The sequence below is a fragment of the Rhizobium sp. SVR5-9E genome, from assembly GCF_056755095.1.
On sequence record NZ_JBNDHS010000001.1, the window covers coordinates 1 to 24925 of the forward strand.

Annotated in this window: 29 protein-coding genes and 1 pseudogene; 11 read left to right on the plus strand and 19 right to left on the minus strand. The window is 59.1% G+C overall.

The window, feature by feature from the left end:
* From ACPYOJ_RS00005 to otnK, 6 genes are all read right to left on the minus strand, one after another.
* The coding region (locus tag ACPYOJ_RS00005; protein WP_481414399.1) for a LacI family DNA-binding transcriptional regulator at positions 1 to 420 on the minus strand (420 nt) is incomplete at its 3' end.
* 188 nt (positions 421 to 608) lie between these two features.
* A complete protein-coding gene (locus ACPYOJ_RS00010; protein ID WP_481414400.1) occupies positions 609 to 1007 on the minus strand; it encodes a DUF1236 domain-containing protein in 399 nt (132 codons plus the stop codon).
* 174 nt (positions 1008 to 1181) lie between these two features.
* On the minus strand, positions 1182 to 1817 hold the full coding sequence (locus tag ACPYOJ_RS00015) for a response regulator (protein WP_481414401.1): 636 nt from the start codon (positions 1815 to 1817) through the stop codon (positions 1182 to 1184).
* 777 nt (positions 1818 to 2594) lie between these two features.
* Entirely contained in the window at positions 2595 to 3500 is a 906-nt protein-coding gene (locus ACPYOJ_RS00020) for an NAD(P)-dependent oxidoreductase (protein WP_481414402.1), read from the minus strand.
* Between the two features lie 43 nt (positions 3501 to 3543).
* On the minus strand, positions 3544 to 4185 hold the full coding sequence (gene otnC / locus ACPYOJ_RS00025; protein WP_481414403.1) for a 3-oxo-tetronate 4-phosphate decarboxylase: 642 nt from the start codon (positions 4183 to 4185) through the stop codon (positions 3544 to 3546).
* A complete protein-coding gene (gene otnK / locus ACPYOJ_RS00030; protein ID WP_481414404.1) occupies positions 4178 to 5461 on the minus strand; it encodes a 3-oxo-tetronate kinase in 1284 nt (427 codons plus the stop codon). The genes otnC and otnK overlap by 8 nt, the downstream gene beginning before the upstream one ends.
* Positions 5462 to 5661: 200 nt before the next feature.
* On the opposite strand from otnK, the gene ltnD reads away from it, so the two are divergent.
* Both ltnD and otnI read left to right on the plus strand, forming a co-directional pair.
* Positions 5662 to 6582, plus strand: a complete 921-nt coding sequence (ltnD, locus tag ACPYOJ_RS00035; RefSeq protein ID WP_481414405.1) for an L-threonate dehydrogenase — start codon at positions 5662 to 5664, stop codon at positions 6580 to 6582.
* The gene (gene otnI, locus ACPYOJ_RS00040) at positions 6582 to 7355 is read left to right on the plus strand and encodes a 2-oxo-tetronate isomerase (protein WP_481414406.1); all 774 of its coding nucleotides are present in this window, start codon (positions 6582 to 6584) and stop codon (positions 7353 to 7355) included. Before ltnD ends, otnI begins: the two co-directional genes overlap by 1 nt.
* Positions 7356 to 7442: 87 nt before the next feature.
* On the opposite strand, the gene ACPYOJ_RS00045 is transcribed toward otnI, so the two are convergent.
* From ACPYOJ_RS00045 to ACPYOJ_RS00075, 7 genes and pseudogenes are all read right to left on the minus strand, one after another.
* Positions 7443 to 7733, minus strand: coding sequence for a DUF982 domain-containing protein (locus ACPYOJ_RS00045; protein ID WP_168830018.1), 291 nt, complete (start codon positions 7731 to 7733; stop codon positions 7443 to 7445).
* 1607 nt (positions 7734 to 9340) lie between these two features.
* Positions 9341 to 9523 carry a hypothetical protein gene (locus ACPYOJ_RS00050; protein ID WP_168830300.1) on the minus strand — a complete coding sequence of 61 codons (183 nt, stop codon included), beginning with the start codon at positions 9521 to 9523 and terminating at the stop codon, positions 9341 to 9343.
* Between the two features lie 215 nt (positions 9524 to 9738).
* The gene (locus ACPYOJ_RS00055) at positions 9739 to 10158 is read right to left on the minus strand and encodes an HD domain-containing protein (protein WP_481414407.1); all 420 of its coding nucleotides are present in this window, start codon (positions 10156 to 10158) and stop codon (positions 9739 to 9741) included.
* The gene (locus ACPYOJ_RS00060; RefSeq protein ID WP_481414408.1) at positions 10145 to 10453 is read right to left on the minus strand and encodes a DUF2934 domain-containing protein; all 309 of its coding nucleotides are present in this window, start codon (positions 10451 to 10453) and stop codon (positions 10145 to 10147) included. Before ACPYOJ_RS00060 ends, ACPYOJ_RS00055 begins: the two co-directional genes overlap by 14 nt.
* Positions 10454 to 10607: 154 nt before the next feature.
* On the minus strand, positions 10608 to 10913 hold the full coding sequence (locus tag ACPYOJ_RS00065; RefSeq protein ID WP_481414409.1) for a hypothetical protein: 306 nt from the start codon (positions 10911 to 10913) through the stop codon (positions 10608 to 10610).
* 196 nt (positions 10914 to 11109) lie between these two features.
* Positions 11110 to 11283, minus strand: a pseudogene (locus tag ACPYOJ_RS00070) (NADPH-dependent FMN reductase); the annotation flags it as partial.
* Positions 11284 to 11324: 41 nt separating this feature from the next.
* Positions 11325 to 12017, minus strand: coding sequence for a Crp/Fnr family transcriptional regulator (locus tag ACPYOJ_RS00075; RefSeq protein ID WP_481414410.1), 693 nt, complete (start codon positions 12015 to 12017; stop codon positions 11325 to 11327).
* Positions 12018 to 12371: 354 nt separating this feature from the next.
* Here ACPYOJ_RS00075 and epsE point away from each other — a divergent pair, with 354 nt between their 5' ends.
* A complete protein-coding gene (epsE, locus tag ACPYOJ_RS00080) occupies positions 12372 to 13607 on the plus strand; it encodes an exopolysaccharide biosynthesis GT4 family glycosyltransferase EpsE (RefSeq protein WP_481414411.1) in 1236 nt (411 codons plus the stop codon).
* A 58-nt stretch (positions 13608 to 13665) separates the two neighbouring features.
* Here epsE and htpG read toward each other — a convergent pair whose 3' ends face one another.
* The 4 genes from htpG to ACPYOJ_RS00100 form a co-directional block, all read right to left on the minus strand.
* The gene (gene htpG / locus ACPYOJ_RS00085) at positions 13666 to 15567 is read right to left on the minus strand and encodes a molecular chaperone HtpG (RefSeq protein WP_481414412.1); all 1902 of its coding nucleotides are present in this window, start codon (positions 15565 to 15567) and stop codon (positions 13666 to 13668) included.
* Positions 15568 to 15765: 198 nt separating this feature from the next.
* The gene (locus tag ACPYOJ_RS00090; protein ID WP_481414413.1) at positions 15766 to 16149 is read right to left on the minus strand and encodes a hypothetical protein; all 384 of its coding nucleotides are present in this window, start codon (positions 16147 to 16149) and stop codon (positions 15766 to 15768) included.
* 21 nt (positions 16150 to 16170) lie between these two features.
* A complete protein-coding gene (locus ACPYOJ_RS00095; protein ID WP_481414414.1) occupies positions 16171 to 16596 on the minus strand; it encodes a hypothetical protein in 426 nt (141 codons plus the stop codon).
* A 193-nt stretch (positions 16597 to 16789) separates the two neighbouring features.
* On the minus strand, positions 16790 to 17077 hold the full coding sequence (locus ACPYOJ_RS00100) for an acylphosphatase (protein ID WP_481414415.1): 288 nt from the start codon (positions 17075 to 17077) through the stop codon (positions 16790 to 16792).
* Positions 17078 to 17305: 228 nt separating this feature from the next.
* Here ACPYOJ_RS00100 and ACPYOJ_RS00105 point away from each other — a divergent pair, with 228 nt between their 5' ends.
* A complete protein-coding gene (locus ACPYOJ_RS00105) occupies positions 17306 to 18295 on the plus strand; it encodes an MDR/zinc-dependent alcohol dehydrogenase-like family protein (RefSeq protein ID WP_481414416.1) in 990 nt (329 codons plus the stop codon).
* A 58-nt stretch (positions 18296 to 18353) separates the two neighbouring features.
* Here ACPYOJ_RS00105 and ACPYOJ_RS00110 read toward each other — a convergent pair whose 3' ends face one another.
* Together ACPYOJ_RS00110 and ACPYOJ_RS00115 are read right to left on the minus strand one after the other, a co-directional pair.
* Positions 18354 to 19178: an endonuclease/exonuclease/phosphatase family protein gene (locus ACPYOJ_RS00110; protein WP_481414417.1), complete on the minus strand. Its 825-nt coding sequence runs from the start codon at positions 19176 to 19178 to the stop codon at positions 18354 to 18356.
* A gap of 93 nt (positions 19179 to 19271) precedes the next feature.
* Positions 19272 to 20735 (minus strand): phospholipase D-like domain-containing protein, encoded by a 1464-nt coding sequence (locus ACPYOJ_RS00115; RefSeq protein ID WP_481414418.1) that lies wholly within the window; start codon positions 20733 to 20735, stop codon positions 19272 to 19274.
* Between the two features lie 175 nt (positions 20736 to 20910).
* Here ACPYOJ_RS00115 and ACPYOJ_RS00120 point away from each other — a divergent pair, with 175 nt between their 5' ends.
* The 7 genes from ACPYOJ_RS00120 to ku all read left to right on the plus strand — a co-directional run bounded on the left by ACPYOJ_RS00120 (position 20911) and on the right by ku (position 24803).
* Positions 20911 to 21552: a UdgX family uracil-DNA binding protein gene (locus ACPYOJ_RS00120; protein WP_481414419.1), complete on the plus strand. Its 642-nt coding sequence runs from the start codon at positions 20911 to 20913 to the stop codon at positions 21550 to 21552.
* Between the two features lie 130 nt (positions 21553 to 21682).
* Positions 21683 to 21976: a DUF2934 domain-containing protein gene (locus ACPYOJ_RS00125; protein ID WP_481414621.1), complete on the plus strand. Its 294-nt coding sequence runs from the start codon at positions 21683 to 21685 to the stop codon at positions 21974 to 21976.
* A gap of 313 nt (positions 21977 to 22289) precedes the next feature.
* Positions 22290 to 22460 (plus strand): hypothetical protein, encoded by a 171-nt coding sequence (locus ACPYOJ_RS00130; protein ID WP_481414420.1) that lies wholly within the window; start codon positions 22290 to 22292, stop codon positions 22458 to 22460.
* 131 nt (positions 22461 to 22591) lie between these two features.
* Positions 22592 to 22906, plus strand: coding sequence for a plasmid stabilization protein (locus ACPYOJ_RS00135; RefSeq protein ID WP_481414421.1), 315 nt, complete (start codon positions 22592 to 22594; stop codon positions 22904 to 22906).
* 36 nt (positions 22907 to 22942) lie between these two features.
* Complete coding sequence (locus tag ACPYOJ_RS00140) at positions 22943 to 23236, plus strand: DUF3175 domain-containing protein (protein WP_481414422.1); 294 nt, start codon at positions 22943 to 22945, stop codon at positions 23234 to 23236.
* 8 nt (positions 23237 to 23244) lie between these two features.
* On the plus strand, positions 23245 to 23976 hold the full coding sequence (locus ACPYOJ_RS00145; protein WP_481414423.1) for a glutathione S-transferase: 732 nt from the start codon (positions 23245 to 23247) through the stop codon (positions 23974 to 23976).
* A gap of 11 nt (positions 23977 to 23987) precedes the next feature.
* On the plus strand, positions 23988 to 24803 hold the full coding sequence (ku, locus tag ACPYOJ_RS00150; protein WP_168830002.1) for a non-homologous end joining protein Ku: 816 nt from the start codon (positions 23988 to 23990) through the stop codon (positions 24801 to 24803).
* The last annotated feature ends 122 nt before the right edge of the window (positions 24804 to 24925 follow it).

Below are 24925 nucleotides of genomic sequence, written 5' to 3' on the forward strand. Positions count from 1 at the left end.
CGGCGTGTGATCGAAGCCGGCGATCAGGATTGCCGCGGGCTTCCATGACAGCAAGCCTCGGACGATCGTTTCCTCCAAGTCGATGTCATAATCGGTGATGCTGATGACAGGCTGGTAGTCGCTGCCGCGAAGCGCGGCGTGGACGCCCTGCAGAACCTCCGGGAAGACGATGTTCGAAAGTGACGGCACGACCACCCCGACCAGACGGGAATCAAGCGAGGCAAGTGACCCGGCGATCCGGTTGGGCACGTAGCCAATCGCACGCACGGCCTCCATCACCCGCTCACGCGTTTCCTCAGCCACAGGCCCCTTGTTGCGCATGATGCGCGAAACCGTCGATTCGCCGACCCCTGCGCGTAAGGCTACGTCCTTGACGGTCACCTTGCTCTTCCTGGCCGGCAGACGCTGCTTCTGCTGCATCGCTTTTTCGTTCCCCCTGCCCCTTGCAACTCAAAGCCCCAACGTGACGCCAACTGCGGCTTATATCAAGACGCTCAGTTCGACGAGCATGCGTTGAGCTGTCCGTGCGTGGACGGATAGTCTTCATTGAGCGGGGGCACTTTCCAAAGAATGGAGAGCGGTTTGCCGCTCTCCATCTGTCGGGGGGGTCAGTTGATCACGCGGATGACCTTCCGGGAGGAAGGCTCGACGATGACACGCTCGTGGTTGACGACAGCGTAGGCGTATTTCGGGTTCTCCGGGACGGGCGTGACCACCACAGTCTCAGGCAGCGGCTGGCCGACAACGACCTTCTCCCTGACGACGACAGACTCGCTCGGGATCGGCTGCTGCTGGACATAGGTCACAACCTGTTGTGGAGGGGGATCGATCATGGTTCCGACGATGGCGCCCGTGACGCCGCCAACAGCAGCCCCGACCGGCCCACCAACGATGGCGCCGGTGACAGCGCCGCCGGCAGCCCCGTTGACAGTCGACGATTGTGCGTAGGCAGTGCCTGTGAGCAGGCCAAGCGAGGCTGCGGCGAGGGCAATCATTTTGATTTTCATGACATTCTCCTTGTCTTCGTTCTGCCCTGGCCGGCCTCCTTGCGAGGAGCAAGCGGCAGAGCTAGTTCGAAAACGCGAGTTGCATCAAGCTGTTCCGGGATTGGACTTCGGTCCGGCGAGACGTCTGACCTTGGTCCTACGCGAACAAGATCAACGTCTGTTTGGTCCTTGATCTCACCTGTCGACTGCATCGCGCAGGGCCATCGCTGCCTCGGTGCGGTTGGAGGCCTTGAGCTTCGCCAGGACCTGCGTCATGTGATGCTTGATAGTCTTCTCATGAAGGCCAAGGTTCAAAGCGATCTGCTTGTTGGTAAGGCCCTGAGCGACAAACTCAAGCACCTCCCGCTCGCGGCCCGTAAGAAGATCCAGCGCTTTCCGTTTGGGAGCCGAGGATCCGAACTGCCCCAAGATCAGGCGGGCCGACAGCGTCGGTGCAACATAGCACTTTCCGCGCGCCACGCCGCGAACGATGTCAGCCAGTGCTTTCGAGCCGACGCCCTTGAGCGCGTAACCCTTGGCGCCACTGCTGAGCGCCTTTGACACGTCATCGCTTGCTTCGGACACGGTCAGCATGACGATTTTCTGGTTCGGCACGCGATCCAGGATCAAAGGGATCGCATCGATGCCGCCGCCCGGCATGGAGATGTCCATCAGGATCACATCGGGGCGAAGCTCTTCGGAGATCCGGATGGCGTCGTCTTTGCTACCCCCTTCGCCGACGATAATGAAGCCCATCTCCCCAAGGCTTCTGGCTACTCCCGCCCTGAATAGAGGGTGGTCATCGATCACCGCTAGGCTCGTATCTTCCATCGGGCTTTCTCCAGCTCCCATCCGCGGGGCGACGTTTTGGCCGTTGTACCTCTTGCGCATGTCTCCACCTCAACGAGCCCGCAGGCTCCCAATGCGATTTTCCCGACCCGCTAAACCGAGGCGGGTCGGCGACGTTCCTGACATCGAAGCCATCTCCCGAACCCTGCCGCCTGTGATGCGCCTTGTTGAGCGTCTCCTGGACAAAAAAGCACCAACGAGCAGCATCGTGGGGTAGACACGAAGCCGCCTGCGAGCAGAACTGCCTGGCGAGGGAGTGCGATAAGAAGTTCATCGACAATCACATGCTTATTAAAATGTCATCGCAATCCATCAGGCGGCCAGCCATAGAGCCGCATTCGGTTGCGCGACTTACGGCGACGACGGAAGCCTGAATTGTCCTCCCACGGAAAGCTGCATTACAACGCCATGTGGCTTTGATTGTTCCAGACTTTGGACCCTATCTTTCCGGATCAGTTGGAATTTCTTCAGAGGCCGAAGATTATCACGACGCAGTCGTACTGTATGCCCGTGGATTTTGTTGGTCTGTAGTCGTTCAATTGCCGAACGTTACTGCTTGGAATCTTGATATGCGTTCCGGTATCGCCAGTTGCCATTCAACATACAGGCGCCTCGGCTCGTGAAGAGACTAAGCGCCGGACGAATGACAAAAATGGGCTGCGGTTTCATAAGCCGTCGTGACGGCGCCGCCATGAGGCGCCCGGAGGCGGCAGTCTCCAGCTTAATGACGGCCGATGCGACATGCGGCTCAAGTTATTGCTAGTTGCCCGGCTTATCGAGCCCGTTTTGCCGCGCGACGAAATCTGCGAGGTGTGGCACATAGTCTTCCGGTCCGCCACCGCCGCCGGCCACTGCTGCGGCATAGGAATTTTTCACCGCACTCGCGAGCGGCGTGACGATGGTCGCGTTATTCGCCATCGATTCCAGATACTTTAGATCCTTGTAGGCGTTCGACAGCGTGAAGCGATGGGCATTCCGGTTGCCTTCGAGAGCGTAGCCCATGAAGGTCTGGTAAAATCCGCTATCCATGCGGCCGCCTCGAATGACGCTATCGAAGCGCTCGACGGAGATTCCAACCTTTTCGGAAAGGGCGAGCGCCTCGGCGAAGAGAGCGCCCATGCCAAGGGAGATAAAGTTGTTAAGAAGTTTCATACGGTGGCCGTCGGCAATGCCGCCGATGTGCACGATCTTCGCCGCCCAGGTGGAGATAACTGGCTGTATCCGCTGAAAAACCTCATCCCGCGCACCCACCATGCAGTCCAGCGTTCCCTCCCATGCCTCCTTCGGCGTGCGGCTCAGCGGCGCGTCTGCAAAGTGGACATTCTGCGCGGCGAGCATTTCTGCTAGGCGAACGGTGACCGTCGGATCTCCCGTCGAGCAGTCGACAATAGCCGTTTCCGCGACGAGCGCCGGCTTCATCTCCTCGATGACAGCGGAAACTTCCTTCGAGCTTGTGAGGCAGAGAAAGATAATCGTCGAATTCGCCGCCAGCTCTGTCAGCGATTTCGCCTCGGTCGCGCCTCGGGCAATCAAGTCCTCCACCGGTTTGCGATTGCGGTGAGCGATGGCTGTGAGCGGATAGCCCTTTTCGACGATGTTCTTGGCAATGCCGTGCCCCATCAGACCGACGCCGACAAAGCCGATCTTCTCCTGCATTTCAGCCATAGTGCTCTCCCGTAGTTGTGAAGTTCTGCCCGCCCGCAGGGTCCTAGGGAAGGTTGAAGCGCTTCCGCAGGTCATCCACCTGCTCCGGCGTCAGCATCCTTTTGGCGTGATGCTGCAGCATGAGAAAAAGCTTTGCCGTCTCTTCCAGCTCTTCTGCAGCGAACTGCGCACTTGCAAGCGTCGTCCCCGCAACAACCGGCCCGTGATTGGCAAGCAGCATGGCGTGATGGCGCCCGGCCAGCGACTTGACGGCATCCGCGAGCGCCATATCCCCGGGCGCGAAATAGGGAACAAGCGGCAAGCGCCCGACGCGCATGACGTAATAGGCCGTAAGCGGCGGCAGGACATCTTGCGGATCGATGTCGCGCAGAATGCTGACCGCAGTCGCATGGCTCGAATGGAGGTGGACAACCGCACCCGCATCGCCGCGCTCGCCATACATGGAAAAATGCAAGAACGATTCCTTGGTCGGCGCGTCACCGGATACAAGCCGGCCGGAAGCATCGAACAGCGAGAGCCGCGCCGGATCAAGCGACCCCATCGAAGCGTTCGTCGGCGTCATCAGCCATCCGCCATCAGGCAGACGCACTGAAATGTTGCCGGTCGAGCCGGAGGTCAGCCCGCGGTCGAAAAGCGATTGCCCCGTGCGGCATATCTCCTCGCGCAGACGATTGATCTCATGCATCGGAGGTCTCCGTTTCAAGCAGCGTCCAGGCCTTCAGGAAGAAGTCCGGGGCACCGAAATTGCCGGATTTCAGGGCAAGTGCAATGTCCGGACCGCCGATGCTGCGGGTCCATGGCACGCCCGGATCGATTTCAGGGCCGATCGACAGCGCCTTGACCCCGAGCGCATTGATCACGGCACCCGATGTCTCTCCGCCGGCGACGAGGAAGCGGGCAAAGCCATTCCCCAGAAGCCGCTGGGCAACCTCGGCAAGCGTCTGCTCGACAAGCGCCCCGGATTCATGGCGTCCCATGGCTCCCTGGATCCCAAGAAGCTCCTCTGGGCTGGCGCTGGAATAAATGAGCGGCGGCCGGTCGGCGGGCTGCGAAATCGCCCAGTCGGCGATCTTGGCAGCACTCTGGCTCCCGTCCGCAACCGCCGAAATATCGAGCCGGAGAGCCGCAATACCGGCATTGCGGGCCGCCTCTATCTGGCCACGGGTTGCGAGCGAACAGGATCCGGCAAGGATAACCGCTCGCCCGGCCGGCGCGGTCATGCGGGTCACTGCCTGCCTTGCCGGCAGTTTGCCGCTCTTTCTGAAATTCTCGGGCAATCCCATCGCGATGCCGGAGCCACCCGTGACAAGCTTCATGCCGTCGCAGGCAGCGCCGATCATACGCAGATCGGCATCCGACAACGTGTCGACGATAAGGATCCGGTTCCCCTTGGCCCGATGCTGCGCAAACGCCGCCTTGATGGCCGCTTCTCCCTTGGCGATCACCGGCCAATCCACGAGACCGACCGACCGTTTCGTCTGCCGCTGCAGCACGCGGACGAGATCGGGATCACGCATCGGTGTCAGAGGGTGGTCCTTCAGCGGGCTTTCCGACAGAAGACGATCGCCGACGAAAAGATGCCCCTTGTAGACCGTGCGTCCGGTTGCTGGAAAGGAGGGGCAGGCGATCGTCAATTCACCGCCGGTCAGATCCTGAAGAGCCTCTGCGACCGGCCCGATATTGCCTTGATCGGTGGAATCGAATGTCGAGCAATATTTGAAGAGCAACTGCTCGGCACCGGCGGCGAGCAGTTTGCGGGCTGCCGCTACCGAATCCCTGACAGCATCTTCGGCAGGGGCCGTTCTGGATTTCAGCGCGACGACCACCGCGTCGGCGGCCTGAAAATCACTCCCCTCCTCCGGCACGCCGATCAATTGCACGGTTCTCATCCCTTCGCGGGACAGCATGAGGCAAAGATCGGTGGCCCCAGTAATATCGTCGGCTACTGCACCGATGAGCAAATTATTTCTCCTCCTGTCAAGCCGGGTCGGCTGCGCCTTCCCAACGCGGATAAACCTTCCGACCTCGACCAAAATAGGTCTTGCAAACCGTTTTCGGGATAAGCTAACCATAGAGTGGCAGCGCTGTCATTACTTTTCCGCGCGCCGCAGGTCAAGCAATTGCCAGCTGCGCGGCAGTGAACGGAACAAGGGTCTGGAACATGAGCGAACGAGCAAGCTTGAAGGTCTGCGTCATAGGTCTGGGATCGATGGGCTTCGGTGTGGCCTCGTCGCTGCTGAGAAGCAGTTTCGAAACGAGCGGCTACGACATCAGCGCCGAGACGCTGGCGCGCTTTTCCGAGGCAGGCGGGCGGGCGGCCGCAAGCCCCGCCGAAGCAGCCGACGGCGCCGACGTCGTCGTGACGGTCGTGGTCAACGGCGCCCAAACCGAAGCGGTCCTGTTCGGCGATGATGGTGCGGCGGGTAGAATGACGAAGGGCGGCACGATCCTTTCCTTTGCAACGATGCCGCCGCAGACTGCCGAAGATCTGGCGCGACGCGCAGCCGAACTCGGTCTCAGCTATATCGACGGACCGATCAGCGGCGGTGCGAAACGTGCGGCAGCCGGAGAGCTCACGGTGATGGCTTCCGGGCCTGCCGAGGCTTTCAACCATGCACGGCCGGTGCTCGATGCAATCGCTTCAAAGGTTTATGAACTTGGAGATCGGGCCGGGATCGGATCGTCTTTCAAGATCGTGAACCAGCTCCTTGTCGGCGTTCACATTGCCGCGGCCTGCGAGGCGATCACTTTCGCCAAGGCGCTGGGCCTCGATATTGACAAGGTCTATGAGGTGATTACTGCGTCTGCAGGCAATTCCTGGATGTTCGAGAACCGGGTCCCCCACATCCTTGAGGGCAACTACACTCCTCATAGCGCGGTGGATATCTTCACGAAGGATCTCGGAATCGTTTCGGACCTCGGGCGCGGGCTGAAATTTCCGCTGCCGATCACCTCCACGGCGCTTCAGATGTTTGTCATGACGGCTGCGGCCGGCATGGGGAGGGACGACGATGCCTCGGTCGCGAGGCTCATCGCGAAGGTGACCGGCATCGAGCTTCCCGGCGAGCCTAAGGGGAACTGATGCCGAAATTTGCTGCAAATCTCACGATGATGTTCAACGAGGTGGCGTTTCTCGACCGGTTTGCCGCAGCTGCCAAGGCTGGCTTTACGGCTGTCGAATTCCTGTTTCCCTACGACCATCCGCCAGAGGTGGTCGGCTCGCAGCTAAAGGAGAACGGCCTGACGCCAGCGCTTTTCAATCTGCCGCCCGGCAATTGGCAGGCGGGCGAACGCGGCTTGGCGTCGCTTCATGACCGGCGGAGCGAGTTCCGCGCATCGGTGGATATCGCTCTAACGTATGCGCGAAGCACCGGGGTTCGCAGGCTGCATGTCATGGGCGGTCTGGCTTCGCGCAAGGACCCGGCTGTGGTGGAGGCTTATCGCGATGCTGTGGCATTTGCCTGCGACCGGGCCGGACAGGAAGGCATCGATATCGTCATCGAGCCGATCAACCCGCGGGACATGCCGGGATACTTTCTTGACGACTTCGACTTTGCGGCCGATCTGATCGATGCATTGAACAAGCCCAACCTCAAGCTTCAATTCGACATCTACCATCGCCAGATCATTCACGGCGACGTGCTGACAGGACTTCGGCAGCTCATGCCGATCATCGGCCATGTGCAGATCGCCTCCGTGCCGCTGCGCAATGAGCCGGGAACGGGCGAGCTTAACGATTTGCGTGTCCTGAGGGAGCTGGATCTCCTCGGCTATAAAGGCTTTGTCGGATGCGAATACCGCCCCGCAGGCGATACGCCCGCCGGCCTCGGCTGGCGTGACGCATTTCAAAAATAGGCGGGAAGTCGCCCATAAAGGCCTTTGAGCGCTGGCGACCGGAATCCTCTCGCGTATTGATACAATCTCGAAAGCTTCGCGCAGCTTTTAAGCAACAAGCGAAATATACGAGATGCGCTCCTCATCGGCCGCGCGTATGAGCGCCGCTCTGACAGATTCCGGCGGGATTTCATTGTGCAAGGCCCGGAGGCAAGCCCTGACTGCCGTAACATATTCTTCACCATCATCGCTCGGCCAATCGATGATGAGGATCTCTGCCGCGTCTCTAACGGTCCTTACAATCTTGTACTTTGCTCTGCCCCTCATGACGAGCGTCAGAGCTGGAAACTGATCCGATGCGTGCAGTTTCATTACACTTGGCCCCCGTAGCGTAAGCATATTAGTAATTATGCAAATCCCGTTCCAATTGAGGCGACATCATGAATTCCGGCTCTCATCGCCCTTCTTCCACTCCTTTTCCAATCGGCAAAATTTAGCGCTATGGACTGCCTTGCGTATCAAGTTGCACCGGAGCGCGAGGGACGCTCGATCGCAGAGACATCGAGGAAAGAGCTGCTCTTTGGCTGCGGGATTCTGCCAAATATGAGTATTACATACGAAAGATTGCGTATTTCAGCCCCACCGCAATTATAGTAATGCTTCAAAATTGTTGATTTATTATTACAAATGGATAAATCTGAAATTGAACATGATCTTCTCATCTTTCATATCAATTTCGTGCTTACATGATAATCCGCGGACGTACCAATCAGTCTTACAGCTAGGTATCGTGGATCCGCCTCAGCCCGCCATGTCAGGCGGGCTTCTTCTTGATGGGAGATGCGGCGCGTGATGCGCACGGACTTCGATCTGGTCTAATCAATGGGAGCACGGACGGGATGCTTGTTCCCAAACCCATCCCTGCCGCTGCGATGGCTATCTGAACCTGCAAGGGGTGAGAGATGAGAAAGCGAATTAGGAAGTCATCACTCCGGCACAAGAAGACAACCGTCAGACGTCGACCGCGCACACCTATTTCAAAACGCGGCCGAAAACGGCTCGTTCGCCCGAAATGACGAGAGCATCCATCCGACCCTGCCGCGTTCTGGCGACGATTGCATTGCCCGCAAAAATATCCTTGAGAGTCCTGAAACGTACTAATCCTTTTGGGCTAGTTTGCCCGAACTAAGCCTTCTGGCAATGTGGCCTCGGAACAGGGCATAGGTCTGGGGTAATTCCAGTTCCACGCTGAAGGGTTTAGAAGGCAACCCCTGAGGTGCAGCTCGGGCTCGCTTTACTTTGTAAGGCGAGCCCTTGTTGTGTTCCGCCGGTGAAAGCGTTGCGCGATTCAAAGGAATGGCGAACCGAGCGGGAATTGCCATGCGGACGGTGCCCTATCACCCTCGGCCGCAATATTGGCGCGGTACCGACCCGTCGCATTTCCCTTGGAACTTTGACGCCGCCGGAGGGTTGAACCTTGGTCGATAACAGAAGCAAAAAGGAGAATTCGATGCTTCTCAAGATCATAGCAACCACGGCTCTCGCGGTCGGTCTAGCGACCTCGGCTATGGCACAATCGGCGAGCGGCTCCGGCAGTGCCGGAGCTAGCGGCAGCGTTGGGGGCACATCCGGCTCAGCTGGCGCATCTGGCTCAGCAACCGGCGGAGTTGGAACTGGCTCGACCAACAGCGGCTCGATGAACAATAACACCGGCAACCCGGCAGTTATTGATCCCAACATGACCAACAGCACGACCAACAACCCAACCAGGTCGCCCAATTCTTCCGACTGCACCCAAGCCGCAAACCCGAATGCTAACACAAACAGCGGCACCGCTCGGACTATGGACAACCCAAATTGCCCATAAGCTGCCCAGGCTCACGCCACATGAAAGGACCGGTTCTATCCGGTCCTTTTCATAGGGGTACACGGTCCCGACTTTGAAACTCCGCCCACCTGAGCCGACGGAAAAGCTACGGTCGGCTCGCCTGCGGCAATAACGTCACTTACGCTTCACTCTTTGTACGATCGTTGGCCGCCTGCGCAATACGCGCGGCGCGTAGTCGCGCGGTTTTCTCCTCGCGCCTGCGCCGTTCTTCTTCAGCGGCTTCAACAGCGATTTTGTTGGTGTGCTCGAACGCCTCGATACGCTGCTGGACGGTTGGCGTTCTCCTGATTCTACTTACCATGATGCTCACATTCCACGCTTGGACATAGCTCCTACGACCCGGCGCAAAGAGACGGAGCGGCGAAGGTCGCAAAGCTTGGGCGATGGCCGCTAAATGAGGACTGAATTCCTATATTTCAAGGTGTCCAGGCGCATTGTCGTGTGGGCTGAGATCGAAAATCTCCGGCAAACCGTATCTTGCACCGCCGGCCCGTTGTACCCGGTGACTGGCTCGGCTCAATTAGCGCCTTTGCGACTATCCAGAATATCGAGCCCGCGTTGGTATTTGCTGGCGTCGCGACCGATCTGCTCGCACTGCCACCGATTATCTTCAAGATCGGCGCGCTTGACCGGTCTCGCCAATGGGTTGGAAATCGCTCGCCGGACAAAATCCTCGTAGTCCTCATCTGGCCGCCGGGTCAGGGCGTCAACGGCGGAGAGGATTGCGCCGGGAAAGCCATCCTGCTTGAGGCGGTCAAGTGTCCAGCCGCGACCCTTCTCAACAACATCATGAAGGTAAGCGACGGTCTTTTCGTCGTCTCCGCTTACGGTCTCCGCTACACGGCGGGTATGGTCGAAAAACGGATTGCCGATCTTGTCGCTCTGCCCGTCGTGCGCTTCGGCGGCGATCGCAATAGCCTGGTCAAGATGGCGCATTTTGACCGTTGCCCTTTCCGCGCTTCATCGGCGTTTTTCGCGGCTCTTTGGCGTTGGTGGCCGTGTCCGAACGCTGCTTGGATGCCGTGGTTGCCGGGCGGGTGGCGCCGCTCGCGCGAGCGCTCTTTGCTCGTCCGCCAGATTTGCTCGCTTGCTTCTCAGCCTTTACCGTTGTGCGTTCGATCTCCTCGAGCGCCTTTATCCAGTGGGACAAATCCTTTCCGTGCGGGCGCCCCTCCTGCTCCCAGATCTCGTAAGCGCGTTTACGTATCTGTGCCTCTCGCTCATTACCCATAGTTTCCTCCTGCCGCTCTCGTCTGATCGAGGTAGCGTGATTTGGCCGGAAGAAAAGCCGCAGCCCGTAGATTTTATTGTGCCGGCGCCGCGGCCATTTTGCGGCGCTGATCTCAGTAGGTAACGACGAAGTCGAGACTACTGCGGAAGAACCTTTATGAAGACTTCGCCCGCGTTCGGCGTCGTCGTCGCTTTAAAACCGGCGGCTGACCTGCCTCGACGCTCGGCGGTGCGCTGTCTTCGATGGCTGCCGTTGTCTCGTTGTCCGCTATTTCTGGAAGTGCCGACTCCGAAGGCCTTCCCCTTTCGTGCTGAGCGCGATCTTTGAGGAGGGCGAGATAGCGCTCGCGGGCCTCCGGCATTGTCATTTCTCCATTGATCCAGGATTGGATCAATGCCGCAAAGGCGGGGTCGGGGTCGATTTCAAGCCCCAGTCTCCGCGCACGCTCAAAGGCCTTCACTGCAGCCGCCCGGCGCCTTTCAATGGTCATGTGGAGCTCCAATTCTTATCGAACTGAAGATGCCATGATCCGGCGCAACCGCCTATATGCCTAGTTTCGAATATAGGGAAAAAATGGAAGAATGGACGGCCGCGCCCCCCAATTCGATCATCATGCCTGGAAGCCGCGGGCTATTTATCGTGCGGCTGAGTGAGGCCTTTCCCGGCTCGATCAGCTTGCCGGAGTGCTGCGCCAGAACCGCTGCCTTCAGTGTTCGCGCCGCGTTACGCACCTCCTCCTGCACGGCCAAATCGGCATCCAGCTCATCATGCGAGGTCGCGTATGGCTTCCAGTATCCGATGTAGCGGTCAAGCTCGGCGAGCGGTCCGGCGGAGAGCAGGACGCGATGAGCCGATTCCGCCATAAGCTCTGCTAGCGCATCGCCCCGATGAGCCGCTTGAATTCGCGCTCCGGAGCGCCATAGGCGTCACCGGCAAACGCCTCCAGACCGGCCCGGTCGCGGACTGTAACCAGCCCTCTTTCAGCGACGATGAAGCGGTAACCCTCCAGCATGTGGAGTGCTGTCGTAACGCTCGGGCGCCGGACATTGAGCACCTCCGCCAGAAAATCATGCGTAAGCAGAAGACGATCCCCCACCGTGCGGTCATGCACCATCAGTATCCATCGCGCGAGGCGCTCGTCGATCCGATGCGTCGCGTTCGAAAGAGCGGTGTAGGCGGTTTGCACGAACAAGGTTTGCGCATAGCGGCTCAAAAGCTTGCGCATGGAATGGCTCTGTTTAAGCGCCTCGAACAGGTCATCATTTCTGATCCTATGGCCATATCCTGCGATTTGCATGAATACCTTGAAGGGTGCCTGGTTATCCTCAAAAAGGCTATTGGGCGGTGACATTCCCTCGGCTCCGAAAATCCCGACTTCGGCGGTTTGCCCGGAAGGAGACATACTGATGATTGAGCCTATGCCCGCCTCCAGAAAGAAGCTGTATTCTTGAGGTTGGTTGGGCTCGGAGAGGATGAAAAGGCGTGGCAGATCGACGGGCTCCAGCTTTGCCAGCAATGGTTCGCGGTCCTTCTTCTCGAGAAGACTGAGGATCCTGTTGAACATCGCCTTCCCCTCCCTGAGACTGAACAGTAAACAACTCCCTCCCGCAGGATTGAACTGCAGGAAAACCGGAAAGTTCCGCCTTCGCCGACCTGTCGATGGTACCAAAGGTTCGACAGTCCTTTCTGAGGCAGGGCCGTTCCCAGCAACAACCGCGTGAGCCGCCCCACATAAACTCGAGTAAATCCTATCGCTCCGACTACAGATGTCGTATTACTATAGTCTTTTTCACTATAAGAAAGAACGTTCGATGCGTTAAAGGCATTTGTTTCGATCGATCTCTGTGCAAAAATCGAAAACCGGGTAAAGATGCGTCGCATCTCCTTGTCCAAATATTTCTAGGATTAAGAGCGGACGATGAAAATCGGCGTGTTGATTCCGGAGTTTCCGGCGCAGACACATATCTTCTTCCGGCGCGAACTCGACGCGCTGCGCGAATTTGGGATCGATACCGAAACCATCTCCACCCGCCTGCCGCCGGCGGTCCTCATGTCGCATAGCTGGGCGAAAGAGACCGCGGAGCGTACGACATACCTCACGCCGCGCGGCATTCCGGACATCGCATCGGCCATTGCCGAGCTCGCTGCAGCCGGGCCCGTCGGGCTTGCCCGCGCCGCCGCTTCCATCGCGCGCGCGGATGGGCTCGGGCTCATGGGCAAGGCCCGCCTGATGGCGCTCGCGGCCATGGGGGCGCGGCTCAAGCGCGTCGCACACGACCGCGGCATTTCGCACGTACATGTCCACTCCTGTGCCGACTCGGCGCACCTCGCGATGTTCGCGCACCTCCTGGGCGGACCTTCGTACAGCATCACACTGCACGGCTCGCTTAGCGACTACGGTCCCAACCAGCGCGAAAAGTGGCGCCACGCTGCCTTTGCCGTGGTCATCACCGAGCGCCTTCTTGGGGAAGTTCGGCAAGAGCTCGCAGGTAGCCTGCCGCCTACCATCGAGATCGCACCGATGGGTGTAGAAACGGAACGATTCGTACGCTCCACCCCCTATCGCGCATTTTCGGGAGACAGTCCGTTGCGCGTGTTCTCATGCGGCCGGCTCAATCCGTGCAAGGGCCACAGCGATCTTATCCGCGCGATCGCTGAACTGCGCGCGCGCGGTTTCGACGCCCGTCTCGATATCGCGGGCGAAGACGAGCTTGGTGGAGGAGGCTATCACCAGGAACTCGCCGCCGAGATAAAGCGGGCGGGACTGGACCACGCCGTCACGCTGCTTGGCGCCGTGTCGGAGCAGCGCGTGCTGAAGGGGCTTGAGGAGGCGCATGTTTTCGCGCTCGCAAGCCTGGCCGAACCCTTGGGCGTCGCTATCATGGAAGCGATGGCCCTTGGCACACCCGTCGCCGTTACCGGCGCAGGCGGCGTGCCCGAGCTCGTGCGCGACGGTCAAGATGGGCTGCTCGTGCCGCCTGCTGACGCCACAGCCATGGCCGACGCCATCGAACGGATTGCACGGGACGTGAATTTGGCCTCAAGGCTTGCAAACTCGGCGAGAGCGCGCGTCGTTGGCAGCTTCGACAGCAAGCGCAGCGCGTCCCTGATCGCGACGTACGTTCACCGGCGGCCGTCCGCGAATTCTGTTTAAGCCGCTCGATGCCGACATTTGCCGCGAGCCTTATGGCGCCCAGTCCTCTGCCAGAGGTTCAGCGCGTCCTCTGTTGCGGGAGCGCCCTCCCCATCAGCCGCGCCAGCCGCTCGGCAAAAGCGCGAGGATCGATCGGCTTATCGCCGTCCAGTACGCGTGCCTGGTCGAGCAGGAGAAAGGCCGCATCTTCGCGAAGAGATGAATCGATCGTGTTCGCCGCGAGAGCTTTGATCATTGGATGATCAGGATTGATTTCCAGGATCGGCTTCGCAGCGGACTGCAATCGGCCAGCGCCCTGGAGGATTTTCTCAAGCTGGCGGTCGTAACCCTGCTCGGAGGCGACCAGACAGACAGCACTTTCCGTCAAACGATCCGATGCGCGAACATCGGAAATCTCCTGCCCCAGCTTATCCTTGGCAAAAGCGATGAAGTCCCTGATGTCGGACGGCGTTTCCTCGCTCGCAGCTGCTTCTCCATCGACCTTTTTGAATTGGGAGAGATCGGCAGAGCCTTGAGTGATCGACTTGAAGGCCTTCCCCTCGAACTCCGGCGCGTTTGTAACCCAAAAGCTGTCGACGGAGTCCGTCAGGAGCAAAACTTCGATGCCACGAGCCCTGAAGCCTTCGAGCTGCGGCGATGCCTTCAGCTGCTCAGGGCTGCTGCCCGTCCAATAATAGATAACGGTCTGGCCTTCCTTGGCATTCTTCACATAATCCGCAAGCGACCGATAACCCTCGCCGGATGCGGTGGTGCGGAAGCGAGAGAGCGCCATCAGCTGCGTACGCCGTTCGTAATCCTCGTAGATGCCTTCCTTGATAACACTGCCAAAGGCTTCCCAGAGCTTGATGAACGCGTCGCCATTGCTTTCGGCAAGCTTTTCCATGGCGGTGATGACCCGGCTGGTCACGCCCTTTCGGATGGCCGACAGGATCGGGCTTTCCTGGATCATCTCGCGAGAGACGTTGAGCGGCAAATCGGCGCTATCAACCAAGCCGCGGACGAAGCGGAGATATCGTGGCAGAAGCTCGGCCTCATCGGTGATAAAGACGCGCTTGACGTAGAGCTTCATCCGGCCCTTGCGGTCGGGATCGAAGAGATCGAAGGGTGGGGAGCCGGGAACGAAGGCAAGTGCAGTATATTCGTGCCTGCCTTCGGCACGAAAATGCACGTTAAGCGCTGGTTCATCGTATTGACCGGAGATGCCGCGATAGAAGTCCGTATACTCCTCGGGCGTGATATCGGTTTTTGACTTTGCCCAGAGGGCTGTCCCGTCGGTCAGTTGCGCCGGCTCGTCACCCGGCTTCACGACGATGCCGATGGGCACCGGCACATGACCGGACTGCTCCTTGACGATGCGCTCGACGCTCCAGCGGGACGTATAGCTCTTGGCCTCCTCCATCAGATGCAGGGTGATGCGTGTCCCCCGGGCGGGAGCATCGCCCGCATCCACGGGAGCGATCCGATAATTCCCCTTGCCTTCCGACGACCAGAGCCAGGCCTCGTCTGCGCCAGCGCGACGGGAGACGACGTCGACGTGATCAGCCACCATGAAGCAGGAATAAAAACCCACGCCGAACTGCCCGATCAGCTGAGCCCCTTCGCCAGCCCTGTCAGCTTCGATGCGCTCCATGAAGGCACGGGTCCCGGACCGAGCGATGGTGCCGAGTGCTTCGATCAGCTCGTCGCGGCTCATGCCGATGCCGTTGTCTTCGACAGTGAACTTACGGCCTTCCTCATCGAGCGAGATCGTAATCCTGCTGTCGGTATCACCGGCAAGAAGTGCCGGATTTGCAATCGCCTCGTAACGCAGCTTCTCGCAGGCATCGGCGGCGTTTGAGATCAGTTCGCGCAGAAAGACGTCCTTATCCGAATAAACGGAATGAACCATCATGTGCAGAAGGCGAGCGACGTCGGCCTCAAAGATGTGGCTCTCAGCTGGCTTTTCTGCGGTAGTCGTCATGTTTCGGAGCTCTCCTGAAGAGTGTGAAATCGCACGAAAAATGGCAAACGACGGCCCGAAATTCAAGACGACCGTCCCGGCCCTCAACAATCGTGCCCTTCACGATCTTCTGCGGCGAGCGAATGCGCCCTCTCTTCGCTACGAGGCAGAGAGATCCCCAGCGACCTAGACGGTGATGATCGCGACAGACCGCTCCATCTATCGAAGCATACGCAGATCGGCCAATCTCTCCGGCAGTTCATCGACCAAACGGCGATAGCGGCTGCGGCGAGGTACGGCTGTTGCCCGACTAACGAGAAGGGCCACTACCGAGGCGGCTGCGGCCGCAATCAGAAGCGCCGGTACCGGACGGAGTCTAACCGTTGCTTCAGTTTGCTGTGGAATTTCGGCCGCCCGCCTTGTCACCTTCTTTGCAATTTCGACAACCTTAGCCTTCAAGCTGTCGATTTCCTTGCGAAGAGCGCCTATGTCCCCCTCCGAGTCGCTTTCAGGCTGCGGAGCGCTGACAACCTTCTTGTGCTTGTCGATGATCCGCGCTCCCATCGCAGCGGTCTCGCCGGTTTTCCCCTTGCGCACTGGCATGAATTTCTCTCCTTCGCATATCTATCTGCTTCTGCGTTGGGATGCGATCAGGGCAACTGCAGCGGTGGCTATCCCGCTCAGCGAAGCATGGCGAAGCATCCGGGCAACGATCGACGTCACCGCCATCGCGCCAAAGAGCTTCAGCCAAGGATATTGGCCTAGCTGCGCATGTGCACTGTCATCGATCCATTTGGCTTCTGCCCGGACGGCGTTTTGGGACGCTTGAGCCGCCGCAGTGGCGTGCCGCCGCAGGTCTGCTACCCGCTGTCGCAGAAGCGCGACTTCCACCCTCAGATGCTTCCGCGATTGAGCAGCCGCACGACGAGCGGTCTCGAAGTCGTTTGCGCCCGTTTCCTCGACTCCGAAGACAGCCTCCCCGACCAGACCGGAGCTTGCTGCTTCCTCCGCCGACGAACGCTGCGTCCACGATTCAGGTCCGTGTCCCATTTCGTCCTCCCCTTGTATTCCTGCAAGTGTCGCGGTTCTGGCGCGACACACTTCAATTCAAACCGCGATGCCGAAACCACTCACACGGACGAAATCACCCGGCATCGCGTTGGTTGAAACCCCTTTGAAAGATAGTTGTTCCCTGTCTCGGGAAGAGCGAAATGCGATGCAGGTTACGCCAAAACTCTCGTTGTCAGCCCGCTCTGATGCTGAATTCCGACGGCGCCTCGTCAATCGCGATCGGCTGCACCTCGACGTTGGACACTGCGGCGCCGCGGGGGCCTTTCCGAAACTCGCCCAGCATGGCGGAAACCGCAGGGGTCTCGCCCGCAATCAAGGCTCTGACGGAGCCATCAGCCTCGTTGCGAACCCAACCTGTCAATCCGAGACGCCGAGCCTGGTCGCGCGCCCAGAGGCGGAAGCCTACGCCTTGTACCCTTCCGGTTATTCGCACCAACGCTGCCTGGCGATCATCCGTCATAGCCCTCTCCCTCGGCTCGTGTCCGCGTGAGTGCGGAAAGGTCGCTTCCGCCGTCCAAGCTTACGCTATTTTGGGTGGCGGATCAGCCGCCGATGAGCGCTGGCCGCGACGCACGGGCTGCCCTTCGTTGTCAGCAGTGCTCGTTGCTCAGCTCGAAGGCGGCCGAGAGCCGCGTGCCGCTTGAATTGCAGCATGGCCGCAATAGGTGTTGCTTGAGGAGGGATGTTCATGAACATCGTGACATCGGCGCTGCCATCTCGGATGAAGGCTGCGGTGGTTACGGGCGCTGGCCAGATGAGAGTCGACACCCTGCCGCTTCCCGAACCGGCCGCCGGCCAGGTGCGCGTCGCACTCGAAGGCTGCGGTGTCTGCGCTTCGAGCCTCACACCGTGGGCCGGGGCCGAATGGATGAAGTTTCCGACAGAACCTGGCGGCCTGGGACACGAAGGCTGGGGCGTCATCGACGCCGTCGGGGCAGAGGTCGAAGATCTTTTCGTCGGGGATCGCGTTGCAGCGCTGAGCGATCACGCCTATGCGACCCACGACATTGCCGATAAGAATGCCGTCATCCGACTGCCAGACCAACTGGCCGGCCAACCCTTTCCGGGAAAGCCGCTTGGCCGCTCGATGAACATCTTCAAACGCAGCCTGATCCGAACCGGCCACACCGTCGCGGTCGTCGGCATCGGCTTCCTCGGCGCACTGCTGATGCAGCTTGCGGTCTCGGCCGGGGCACGGGTGATCGCCATTTCCCCTCACCAGTTCTCGCTGGCACTGGCAAGGCGCGCGGGTGCATCCGAAACCATCCCCATGCATGACCACTCCCGGATCATCGACGAGGTCAAAGCGCTCACCGATGGCCGCTTCTGCGACTGCGTTATCGAGGCCGACGGCGGGCAGTGGCCGCTCGATCTCGCCGGCGAACTTACGAAAGAACGCGGACAGCTCATTGTTGCCGGCTATCATCAGGGCGATGCACGGCAGGGTAACATGCGGCTTTGGAACCAGCGGGGATTCGATGTCATCAATGCCCATGAACGCGACCCTGCCGTTGGTGTGCAGGACGTTCGCGATGCCGTCGAAGCCGTTCAGGAAGGGCAGCTCGATCCCTCAGGTCTTTATACGCACCACTTTCCACTGGAGCGGCTCGACGAGGCGCTCGACATGACGCGTGACCGGCCTCACGGATTTCTCAAGGCATTGATGATCTACCTCTGAGTGAGGGTTTCAAGCGCGAGAGGCCTAGTAGCCGTATTCCGGCCGCTGCAGATCAGGATCAAGCCGTCAGCTCTTCCACGCGCTTCAGGTTGAGAACCGCCTTGATGGGCAGGTGGTCGGAGGCAACGCGGGCGAGCGGAGTATCGTGTGCCTCGACCGCGGTGAGCACGCCTTTGCGATTTGACATGATGCGATCGAGTGCCAATACAGGCAGGCGTGCCGGAAAACTCGGAACGGCAGCGGGTTGCGAGTGGAAAGCGGATTGAAGCGTGTTCAGCGACGAGCGGTCGCCCAGCCGCCATTCGTTGAGGTCACCGAGCAGAACCGTCGTCACCTCCGTACGATCCGCCATCAGCTCGACCAGCATTTGCGCCTGTCGTGCACGCGAATGGTGCAAAAGCCCGAAGTGCGCGGCAATGATGCGAAGCTCTCCGCCGTTCTCCAAAACCAGTTCCGCGACCAACGCACCACGAGGCTCAAGACCGGGCAGTTTGATCTGGTGCACGTCGCGCACCAAACCTTTCTTGAAAAGCACGACATTTCCGTGCCAGCCGTGCGCCTTTGACATGCCAGAAATCGGAACCGGAATAAGCCCTGTCTCGCGCTCAAGCCGCGCCAGGTCAAGGATACCGGTGCGTTCGCCGAAACGTGTATCGGCCTCCTGGAGAGCGATCACATCCGCGCCGATCTCGTGGATTACGCGGCTTGTCCTCTCAGGATCGCGGCGCCTGTCGGCGCCTACGCATTTATGAACGTTGTACGAGGCGATCAGTGTGCCCTCGGATCGAGGCTTTGCCTCTGCAAGCACGGCATCAAGCCGCTTTTTCCGATTGCGGATCGACGTCAGAATGCTGGCGGGGAGATTGTCTTTTCGGGCATGCATCGGAGATTGCGTGTGCTCCGTTGATCCAAAATGGCTAAGCCGGGGAGTATAGGCCGAACAGAGAAACTTGCCACGGTTTAGGCTGACAAAAAATCAGAGGTAAGGCGATCCCAGCCACAGAATCTTTTCAACAAGGCGCACCGGGAAAGGCCGCGCCCGCAGGCCTTTCAAGGTGACCGGCACCGCCGATTTGAGCATCTCGTCTATATGCTCGTCGATTTCCGTCGCAAAGCCTTCGTTCAGCACTTCGAGATCCACTTCGAAATTCAGCCGAAGCGAGCGAGGGTCGAGATTGGACGAACCGACATAGGCCCAGACGCCGTCAACCGTCAAAAGCTTCGAATGGTTGAAGCTGCCGGTAGCGCGCCAAATGCGGCAGTAATTCTTGAGGATCTGGTCGAATTGCGCCGTCATCGCCCGATCGACCAGCAGGAGATTGTTGACCGCCGGCACGACGATATCGACCTCGACGCCGCGTCTGGCGGCCGTCGTCAGCGCGCTGATCAGTTCGCGGTCCGGCAGGAAATAGGGCGACATGACGCGGATCGATTTCCGCGCAACGGAAAACGCACCCATGAGCATCTTATGGTTGGTCTCCAGGCTGCGGTCCGGTCCGGACGCCACGACGCGCATGAAGACGGGATCACCCGGCCGGCGTTCCGGCGTCTCGACTCGCCACGCCTCCTCGTTCAGAACCTCGCCCGTGGTAAACCGCCAGTCTTCAGCCGCGACGTCGAAGAGATCGGCAACCGCAGAACCCGTAACCGCGAAATGCGTGTCGTGCGCAAAATCGTCACCGACAAACGCCTGAGAGAATCCTTCGCGGATATTCATGCCGCCCGTAAGCGCCAGGCGTCCATCGACGATCAGAATTTTGCGGTGGGTCCGGAGATTCGCATAGGGCAGCCGCAAGCCCATGATGACATTGCCATTGAAGACGGAAACTCTCACGCCGCCGTCGCCGAGATAGCCGAGAATGCTCGGCACGGAATATCGCGCACCGACCGCATCAATCAGCACGCGCACCTCCACTCCCCGTTTCACCGCCGTAATCAGCGCGTCGGCGATTTCGATGCCGACTTTGTCACGGTCGAAGATATAGGTCTCGAGCAGAATGCTGCGCTCGGCTGTGTCGATCGCGGCCTTCATTGCCGCGTAGGCATCGTCCCCGGTTTCCAGGACGTCGATCGTATTGCCAGTCGTCAGCGGATTGTTGGTGATGCGATCGCCGAGCGTTTGCAAGGCCGCAAAGCGCCGCCCGTAGCCGCTGATGACGGTCTCCGGCTCGGCATCGAAACTCTCAAGCTCATCGAGAGTCTCTGAAGGTAGGAGAGCATCGCGGCGCAGGCTGAGCGATTTCCGGCGAATGCGGTTGATACCGGCGATGGCGTAAAGCACCGCTCCAACAATGGGAGACAGGATGATGACGCCGACCCAGCCGATGGCCGCGCGCACCTCCTCCTTCGTCATGGCGGCATGGATCGCCGCGGCGGCGCCCATAGCAAGCGATATGACGAATAGAATATGCGGCCAGTAGGTCGATATGAGATAAAACATTGGAAGAAGATATAACGGCAAAGCGGTGGCGTTCAAATCGCCACGGCTCGACTGAAACGCGAAATTTTTTGCATCGTTATTTCCAGCAGATCAGGATCCAGGTGCCGGCTTGTTCCTGTGCCGGAACAAACCTCTTCCGGATTGGTTCAGGCCAAAGACAAAAGGAGGAAGCCTGATGAATGTCGCGCCGAAGCTCGGGCCGGCTTTCGCACTGGAGAACGCAGACGCCAAAGACCTCGACGAGCTGAAGGCCCAGGCCAAGCACTGTACTCGCTGCGACCTCTACAAGTACGCGACCCAACTCGTCTTCGGCGAAGGTCCGGCCACAGCAGAGATCGTGCTGGTGGGGGAGCAGCCCGGTGACAAGGAAGACCTCGCCGGCAAGCCTTTCGTCGGGCCAGCCGGACTTCTGCTCGACAGGTGCCTCGACGAGGCGGGGGTCGATCGGTCCCGCTGTTACGTCACCAATGCCGTCAAGCACTTCAAGTTCGAGCAGCGCGGCAAGCGGCGCCTGCATTCCAAGCCCAATGCCGGGGAGATCCAGCGATGCGCCTGGTGGCTCGGCGCAGAACTCGAGATCCTGCAGCCAAAACTTGTCGTCGCGTTGGGCGCCACGGCGCTTTATTCGCTCCTCGGTCCCAAAGTGAAGCTCACCCCCGAGCGGGGGCATGTTCTTCGGCTGGCGAACCATCCACCGGTTCTTGTGACCATCCACCCGTCCTATCTCTTGCGTATCCGCGATGAGGACGATGCCCTCGCCAACCGGAAGAAATTCGTGCTCGATTTAGAGCAGGCTGCCGCATTTCAGAGCACCTGACTGCCTATTTATGCTGCAGCGCAAAAATATACCATGCAGCGTGTCAAATTCCTCTTGAATATCACCCTTTCCTCTGGAACCATCGCAACCAGTCTAGCGTTTGATGGCAGGATGGGACTGGAGATCAGCGATGACCGAAACTCGAGAAGAGTGGATTAAAAAGCGCGCATATTCCCTCTGGGAAGAAGAGGGACATCCTACCGGGCGCGATTCAATACATTGGGAAAAAGCGAGGAAAGAGCGTGAAACGCTCGAACGCTCTGCCGCGTCCAAGGATGGGTCAGAAGTCAAGAGCAAGGCAAAGCGCAATCCGACAGCTGGCGCAAAGAACAGCGCGACAGCAGCCGCAAAGGCCAAGAGCGTTGCCACCAAGAGCGGCGAAAAGCCGGCTCCAAAACGGGCCGTCAGCCCTAAATCGGCCTGAACACATTCGATGCTGAATTCTACCCGCGCGGACGCTGCGAAGGCGGCGTCCGAGAGAGTGTCATACATTTGAATTACTTGTACTTTATGGTCGTACAACAGATGACTCAGGGGGATTGGTCAGCTGAATGAAGACGACTGCGTGGGACCTCCCGAAAAATATCGGTACATGGCGGCAAATCGTGGAACCAATTTTTGCCTCGGCGGTTGATGGCAAAAATGGGAGGCATGCCGTGAACAGAGGCTATTTCAACGCCATTCTCCTGTCCCTGATCGTAGCGGGTTGCTACATGTTTATAGCGCCGGTTTAAGAGATGCTGATCCTGTCCTTCGCTGCCTTTCTTTATCTGGCTCTCGCGCTGGGTCTCGTGCTGGCAATCGACAATCTGGTCGGCTTCGTATTTCCTGAAAACTCTGCCAAGCCAGGCCGGCTCGTTGATCTCAGCAAGTCATTCGCTATCCTGCATCGGCGCTCTGGCCGCTAGCCTCTAAGGCAACCCTCCAACGTCTCAAACTCCCTTTTCGGCATACCCGGCATTTGCGGCTGCTTCTGTTCGCCGGAACTTTTCCCGGTTTTGCAGGGTTGATCCTCTTGGCAGCCAAGAGGAGTGAGATCATGCCAAGAGGTGACAAATCAGCCTATTCGGACAAGCAGAAGCGTAAGGCCGAACACATAGAGGAAGGTTACGAGTCGCGCGGAGTTTCCGAAAAGGAAGCGGAGCGTCGAGCCTGGGCCACGGTGAACAAGGAAAGTGGCGGCGGGAACAAGTCCGGTTCGGGCCGCGGCAAGAAGGATACACACGAATCCTCTGAAAAAGGCGGCCGCAAGGGCGGCGCTGCATCCGCGTCCCGCTCGGCAACGGAACGGTCCGCATCCGCGAAAAAGGCTGCGGCAACGCGCAAGCGCCACGAGCAGCATACCCATCACTGAAACGGCATGCCGTTCTTCGATCAAGGAGTTTTTTCCATGACCAAGGCGACGAAAAAGAAATGGTCGCAAGATGTGACCGAACACAGCAACGCCATGGACCTCAAGGAAGGCGTCTTCAAGTCTAGCGATCCCAAGAAGATCGCTCACTCCGTCAAGCAATCGGCGGAAGAGAGCCACCGCCGCAAGTCGAGCCCCTTTCGCTCCGCCATGTCGATGCTGAGTTTCTACATCAATCGCGCCGGCGACCAGTTGACGAAGAAACAAAAGGGCACACTTGAAAAGGCAAAGGACGAATTGCGGAAGGATTTCGGCCGCGAGCCCAGACACTGAGGGGATGGATGGCATTCGAGCTTTATTATTGGAACGGCATCCAGGGCCGCGGCGAATTCGTCCGCCTGGCACTGGAGGAGGTCGGCGCAGCCTATATCGACGTCACGCGCGAATCCGGCCCCGGCCGCGGAACCGGCGCGATGATGCGGCTGATGCGCAGCAGCAGCGAGTCCCACATTCCATTTGCTCCGCCGTTCCTGAAGGACGGCGAGCTGATCATCTCGCATGTCGCCAATATCCTCTTCTATCTCGGCCCGAAGCTGAACCTCGCGCCGAAGGACGAGGGGCTCCGCTACGTGCTGAATGGTTTGCAGCTGACGATCACGGACTTCGTCGCCGAAGTGCATGATACGCACCACCCGATCGCCACCTCGCTCTACTACGAGGATCAGAAAGAGGAGGCAAAAGCCCGTTCTGCCGAGTTCATCAAGGAGCGCATCCCGAAATTCCTCGGCTACTTTGAACGCGTGCTGCAACAGAATCCGAAGGGCGCGAAACACGTCCTCGGTGACGCCCTCACCTATGCCGATCTCTCCCTCTTTCAGATCATCGAAGGCCTGAACTACGCCTTCCCGAAGGCGATGGACGGCTATCAGGAGAAATATCCGGTGCTGTCTGCCTTGCATGATGCCGTGGCCGCGCGCCCGAACATCGCCGCCTATCTGAAATCCGAGCGCCGCATTCCCTTTAACGAAGACGGTATTTTCCGGTACTATCCCGAACTCGACAAGGCGGCTTGAGGAGACTAGTCATGGCGCGGCAAGCATTCTGGAAAGGCTATCTCAAGCTCTCGCTCGTCACCGCGTCGGTCTCGCTGACGCCGGCTACCACGGAGAGCAACAAGGTTCGCTTCCATGTTCTGAACCGCCAGACCAGGAACCGGGTCGAGAGCCGGTATGTGGACAGCGTCACCCATCGCGCAGTCTCCGACAAGGAGCAGGCCAAGGGCTATCCGAAGGGAGAGGATGATTATGTCATCCTCGAAGACAAGGAACTCGACGAGGTCGGGCTTGAAAGCACCCGCACGATCGATATCGACACCTTTGTGCCAAGCGGCTCGATCGACTGGATCTGGTACGACAAGCCGCATTTCCTGGCGCCGGAAGACAAGGTCGGCACGGAAGCCTTCTGTGTCATTCGCGAGGCGATGAAGGCCAACAATGTCGTCGGCATCGCGAGGCTGGTTCTCTACCGTCGCGAGCGAGCCGTGCTGCTTGAGCCTCAGGGCAAGGGTATCATTCTGTGGACGCTGCACTACGGCAATGAAGTCCGGGAGCCGGCTTGGAATGTCGACCTCGACACCAAGGTCGACAGCAAAGTGCTCGCCATGATGAAAAAGCTTGTGAAGGAAGAAACCAAGGAATGGAGCCCTTCCTTGGTCCAGGATCCGATCCAGAAGCAGCTCCAGATGATGATCCGCAACAAGCTGAAGGATATGAAGAAGGTTGCACCGGCGAAGAAGCAGCCCGCCATCAAGTCCACCGGCAATGTCATCAACATCATGGATGCCTTGCAGAAGAGTTTGGCCGCGGAAAACGAAAAACCAAGGTCGCCTAAATCGCACTGAGCGCGGCGGCCGTTTCCAACCCCAAACCGTCGTAAACGGAACGGCGCGCCCTTCATTCTGCACTAATCTGTTCGAGGCAGCTCGCATCGGGAGGATGCCGTGCGCGGCTGGCAACATTTTCA

Excerpts from the sequence above, each read along its gene's own strand:
- ACPYOJ_RS00110 (WP_481414417.1), bottom strand. The coding sequence starts at position 19,178 with ATGCATGCCCGAAAAGACAATCTCCCCGCCAGCATTCTGACGTCGATC.
- ACPYOJ_RS00095 (WP_481414414.1), bottom strand. The coding sequence starts at position 16,596 with ATGGGACACGGACCTGAATCGTGGACGCAGCGTTCGTCGGCGGAGGAA.
- ACPYOJ_RS00010 (WP_481414400.1), bottom strand. The coding sequence starts at position 1,007 with ATGAAAATCAAAATGATTGCCCTCGCCGCAGCCTCGCTTGGCCTGCTC.
- ACPYOJ_RS00060 (WP_481414408.1), bottom strand. The coding sequence starts at position 10,453 with ATGGGTAATGAGCGAGAGGCACAGATACGTAAACGCGCTTACGAGATC.
- ACPYOJ_RS00020 (WP_481414402.1), bottom strand. The coding sequence starts at position 3,500 with ATGGCTGAAATGCAGGAGAAGATCGGCTTTGTCGGCGTCGGTCTGATG.
- ACPYOJ_RS00130 (WP_481414420.1), top strand. The coding sequence starts at position 22,290 with ATGCTGATCCTGTCCTTCGCTGCCTTTCTTTATCTGGCTCTCGCGCTG.
- ACPYOJ_RS00050 (WP_168830300.1), bottom strand. The coding sequence starts at position 9,523 with ATGGTAAGTAGAATCAGGAGAACGCCAACCGTCCAGCAGCGTATCGAG.
- ACPYOJ_RS00100 (WP_481414415.1), bottom strand. The coding sequence starts at position 17,077 with ATGACGGATGATCGCCAGGCAGCGTTGGTGCGAATAACCGGAAGGGTA.
- ACPYOJ_RS00120 (WP_481414419.1), top strand. The coding sequence starts at position 20,911 with ATGAATGTCGCGCCGAAGCTCGGGCCGGCTTTCGCACTGGAGAACGCA.
- otnC (WP_481414403.1), bottom strand. The coding sequence starts at position 4,185 with ATGCATGAGATCAATCGTCTGCGCGAGGAGATATGCCGCACGGGGCAA.
- ACPYOJ_RS00055 (WP_481414407.1), bottom strand. The coding sequence starts at position 10,158 with ATGCGCCATCTTGACCAGGCTATTGCGATCGCCGCCGAAGCGCACGAC.
- ACPYOJ_RS00045 (WP_168830018.1), bottom strand. The coding sequence starts at position 7,733 with ATGCTTACGCTACGGGGGCCAAGTGTAATGAAACTGCACGCATCGGAT.
- ACPYOJ_RS00105 (WP_481414416.1), top strand. The coding sequence starts at position 17,306 with ATGAACATCGTGACATCGGCGCTGCCATCTCGGATGAAGGCTGCGGTG.
- ACPYOJ_RS00145 (WP_481414423.1), top strand. The coding sequence starts at position 23,245 with ATGGCATTCGAGCTTTATTATTGGAACGGCATCCAGGGCCGCGGCGAA.
- ACPYOJ_RS00135 (WP_481414421.1), top strand. The coding sequence starts at position 22,592 with ATGCCAAGAGGTGACAAATCAGCCTATTCGGACAAGCAGAAGCGTAAG.
- ACPYOJ_RS00075 (WP_481414410.1), bottom strand. The coding sequence starts at position 12,017 with ATGTTCAACAGGATCCTCAGTCTTCTCGAGAAGAAGGACCGCGAACCA.
- epsE (WP_481414411.1), top strand. The coding sequence starts at position 12,372 with ATGAAAATCGGCGTGTTGATTCCGGAGTTTCCGGCGCAGACACATATC.
- ACPYOJ_RS00125 (WP_481414621.1), top strand. The coding sequence starts at position 21,683 with ATGACCGAAACTCGAGAAGAGTGGATTAAAAAGCGCGCATATTCCCTC.
- ACPYOJ_RS00090 (WP_481414413.1), bottom strand. The coding sequence starts at position 16,149 with ATGCCAGTGCGCAAGGGGAAAACCGGCGAGACCGCTGCGATGGGAGCG.
- ACPYOJ_RS00115 (WP_481414418.1), bottom strand. The coding sequence starts at position 20,735 with ATGTTTTATCTCATATCGACCTACTGGCCGCATATTCTATTCGTCATA.
- ltnD (WP_481414405.1), top strand. The coding sequence starts at position 5,662 with ATGAGCGAACGAGCAAGCTTGAAGGTCTGCGTCATAGGTCTGGGATCG.
- otnI (WP_481414406.1), top strand. The coding sequence starts at position 6,582 with ATGCCGAAATTTGCTGCAAATCTCACGATGATGTTCAACGAGGTGGCG.
- ku (WP_168830002.1), top strand. The coding sequence starts at position 23,988 with ATGGCGCGGCAAGCATTCTGGAAAGGCTATCTCAAGCTCTCGCTCGTC.
- ACPYOJ_RS00015 (WP_481414401.1), bottom strand. The coding sequence starts at position 1,817 with ATGGAAGATACGAGCCTAGCGGTGATCGATGACCACCCTCTATTCAGG.
- ACPYOJ_RS00140 (WP_481414422.1), top strand. The coding sequence starts at position 22,943 with ATGACCAAGGCGACGAAAAAGAAATGGTCGCAAGATGTGACCGAACAC.
- htpG (WP_481414412.1), bottom strand. The coding sequence starts at position 15,567 with ATGACGACTACCGCAGAAAAGCCAGCTGAGAGCCACATCTTTGAGGCC.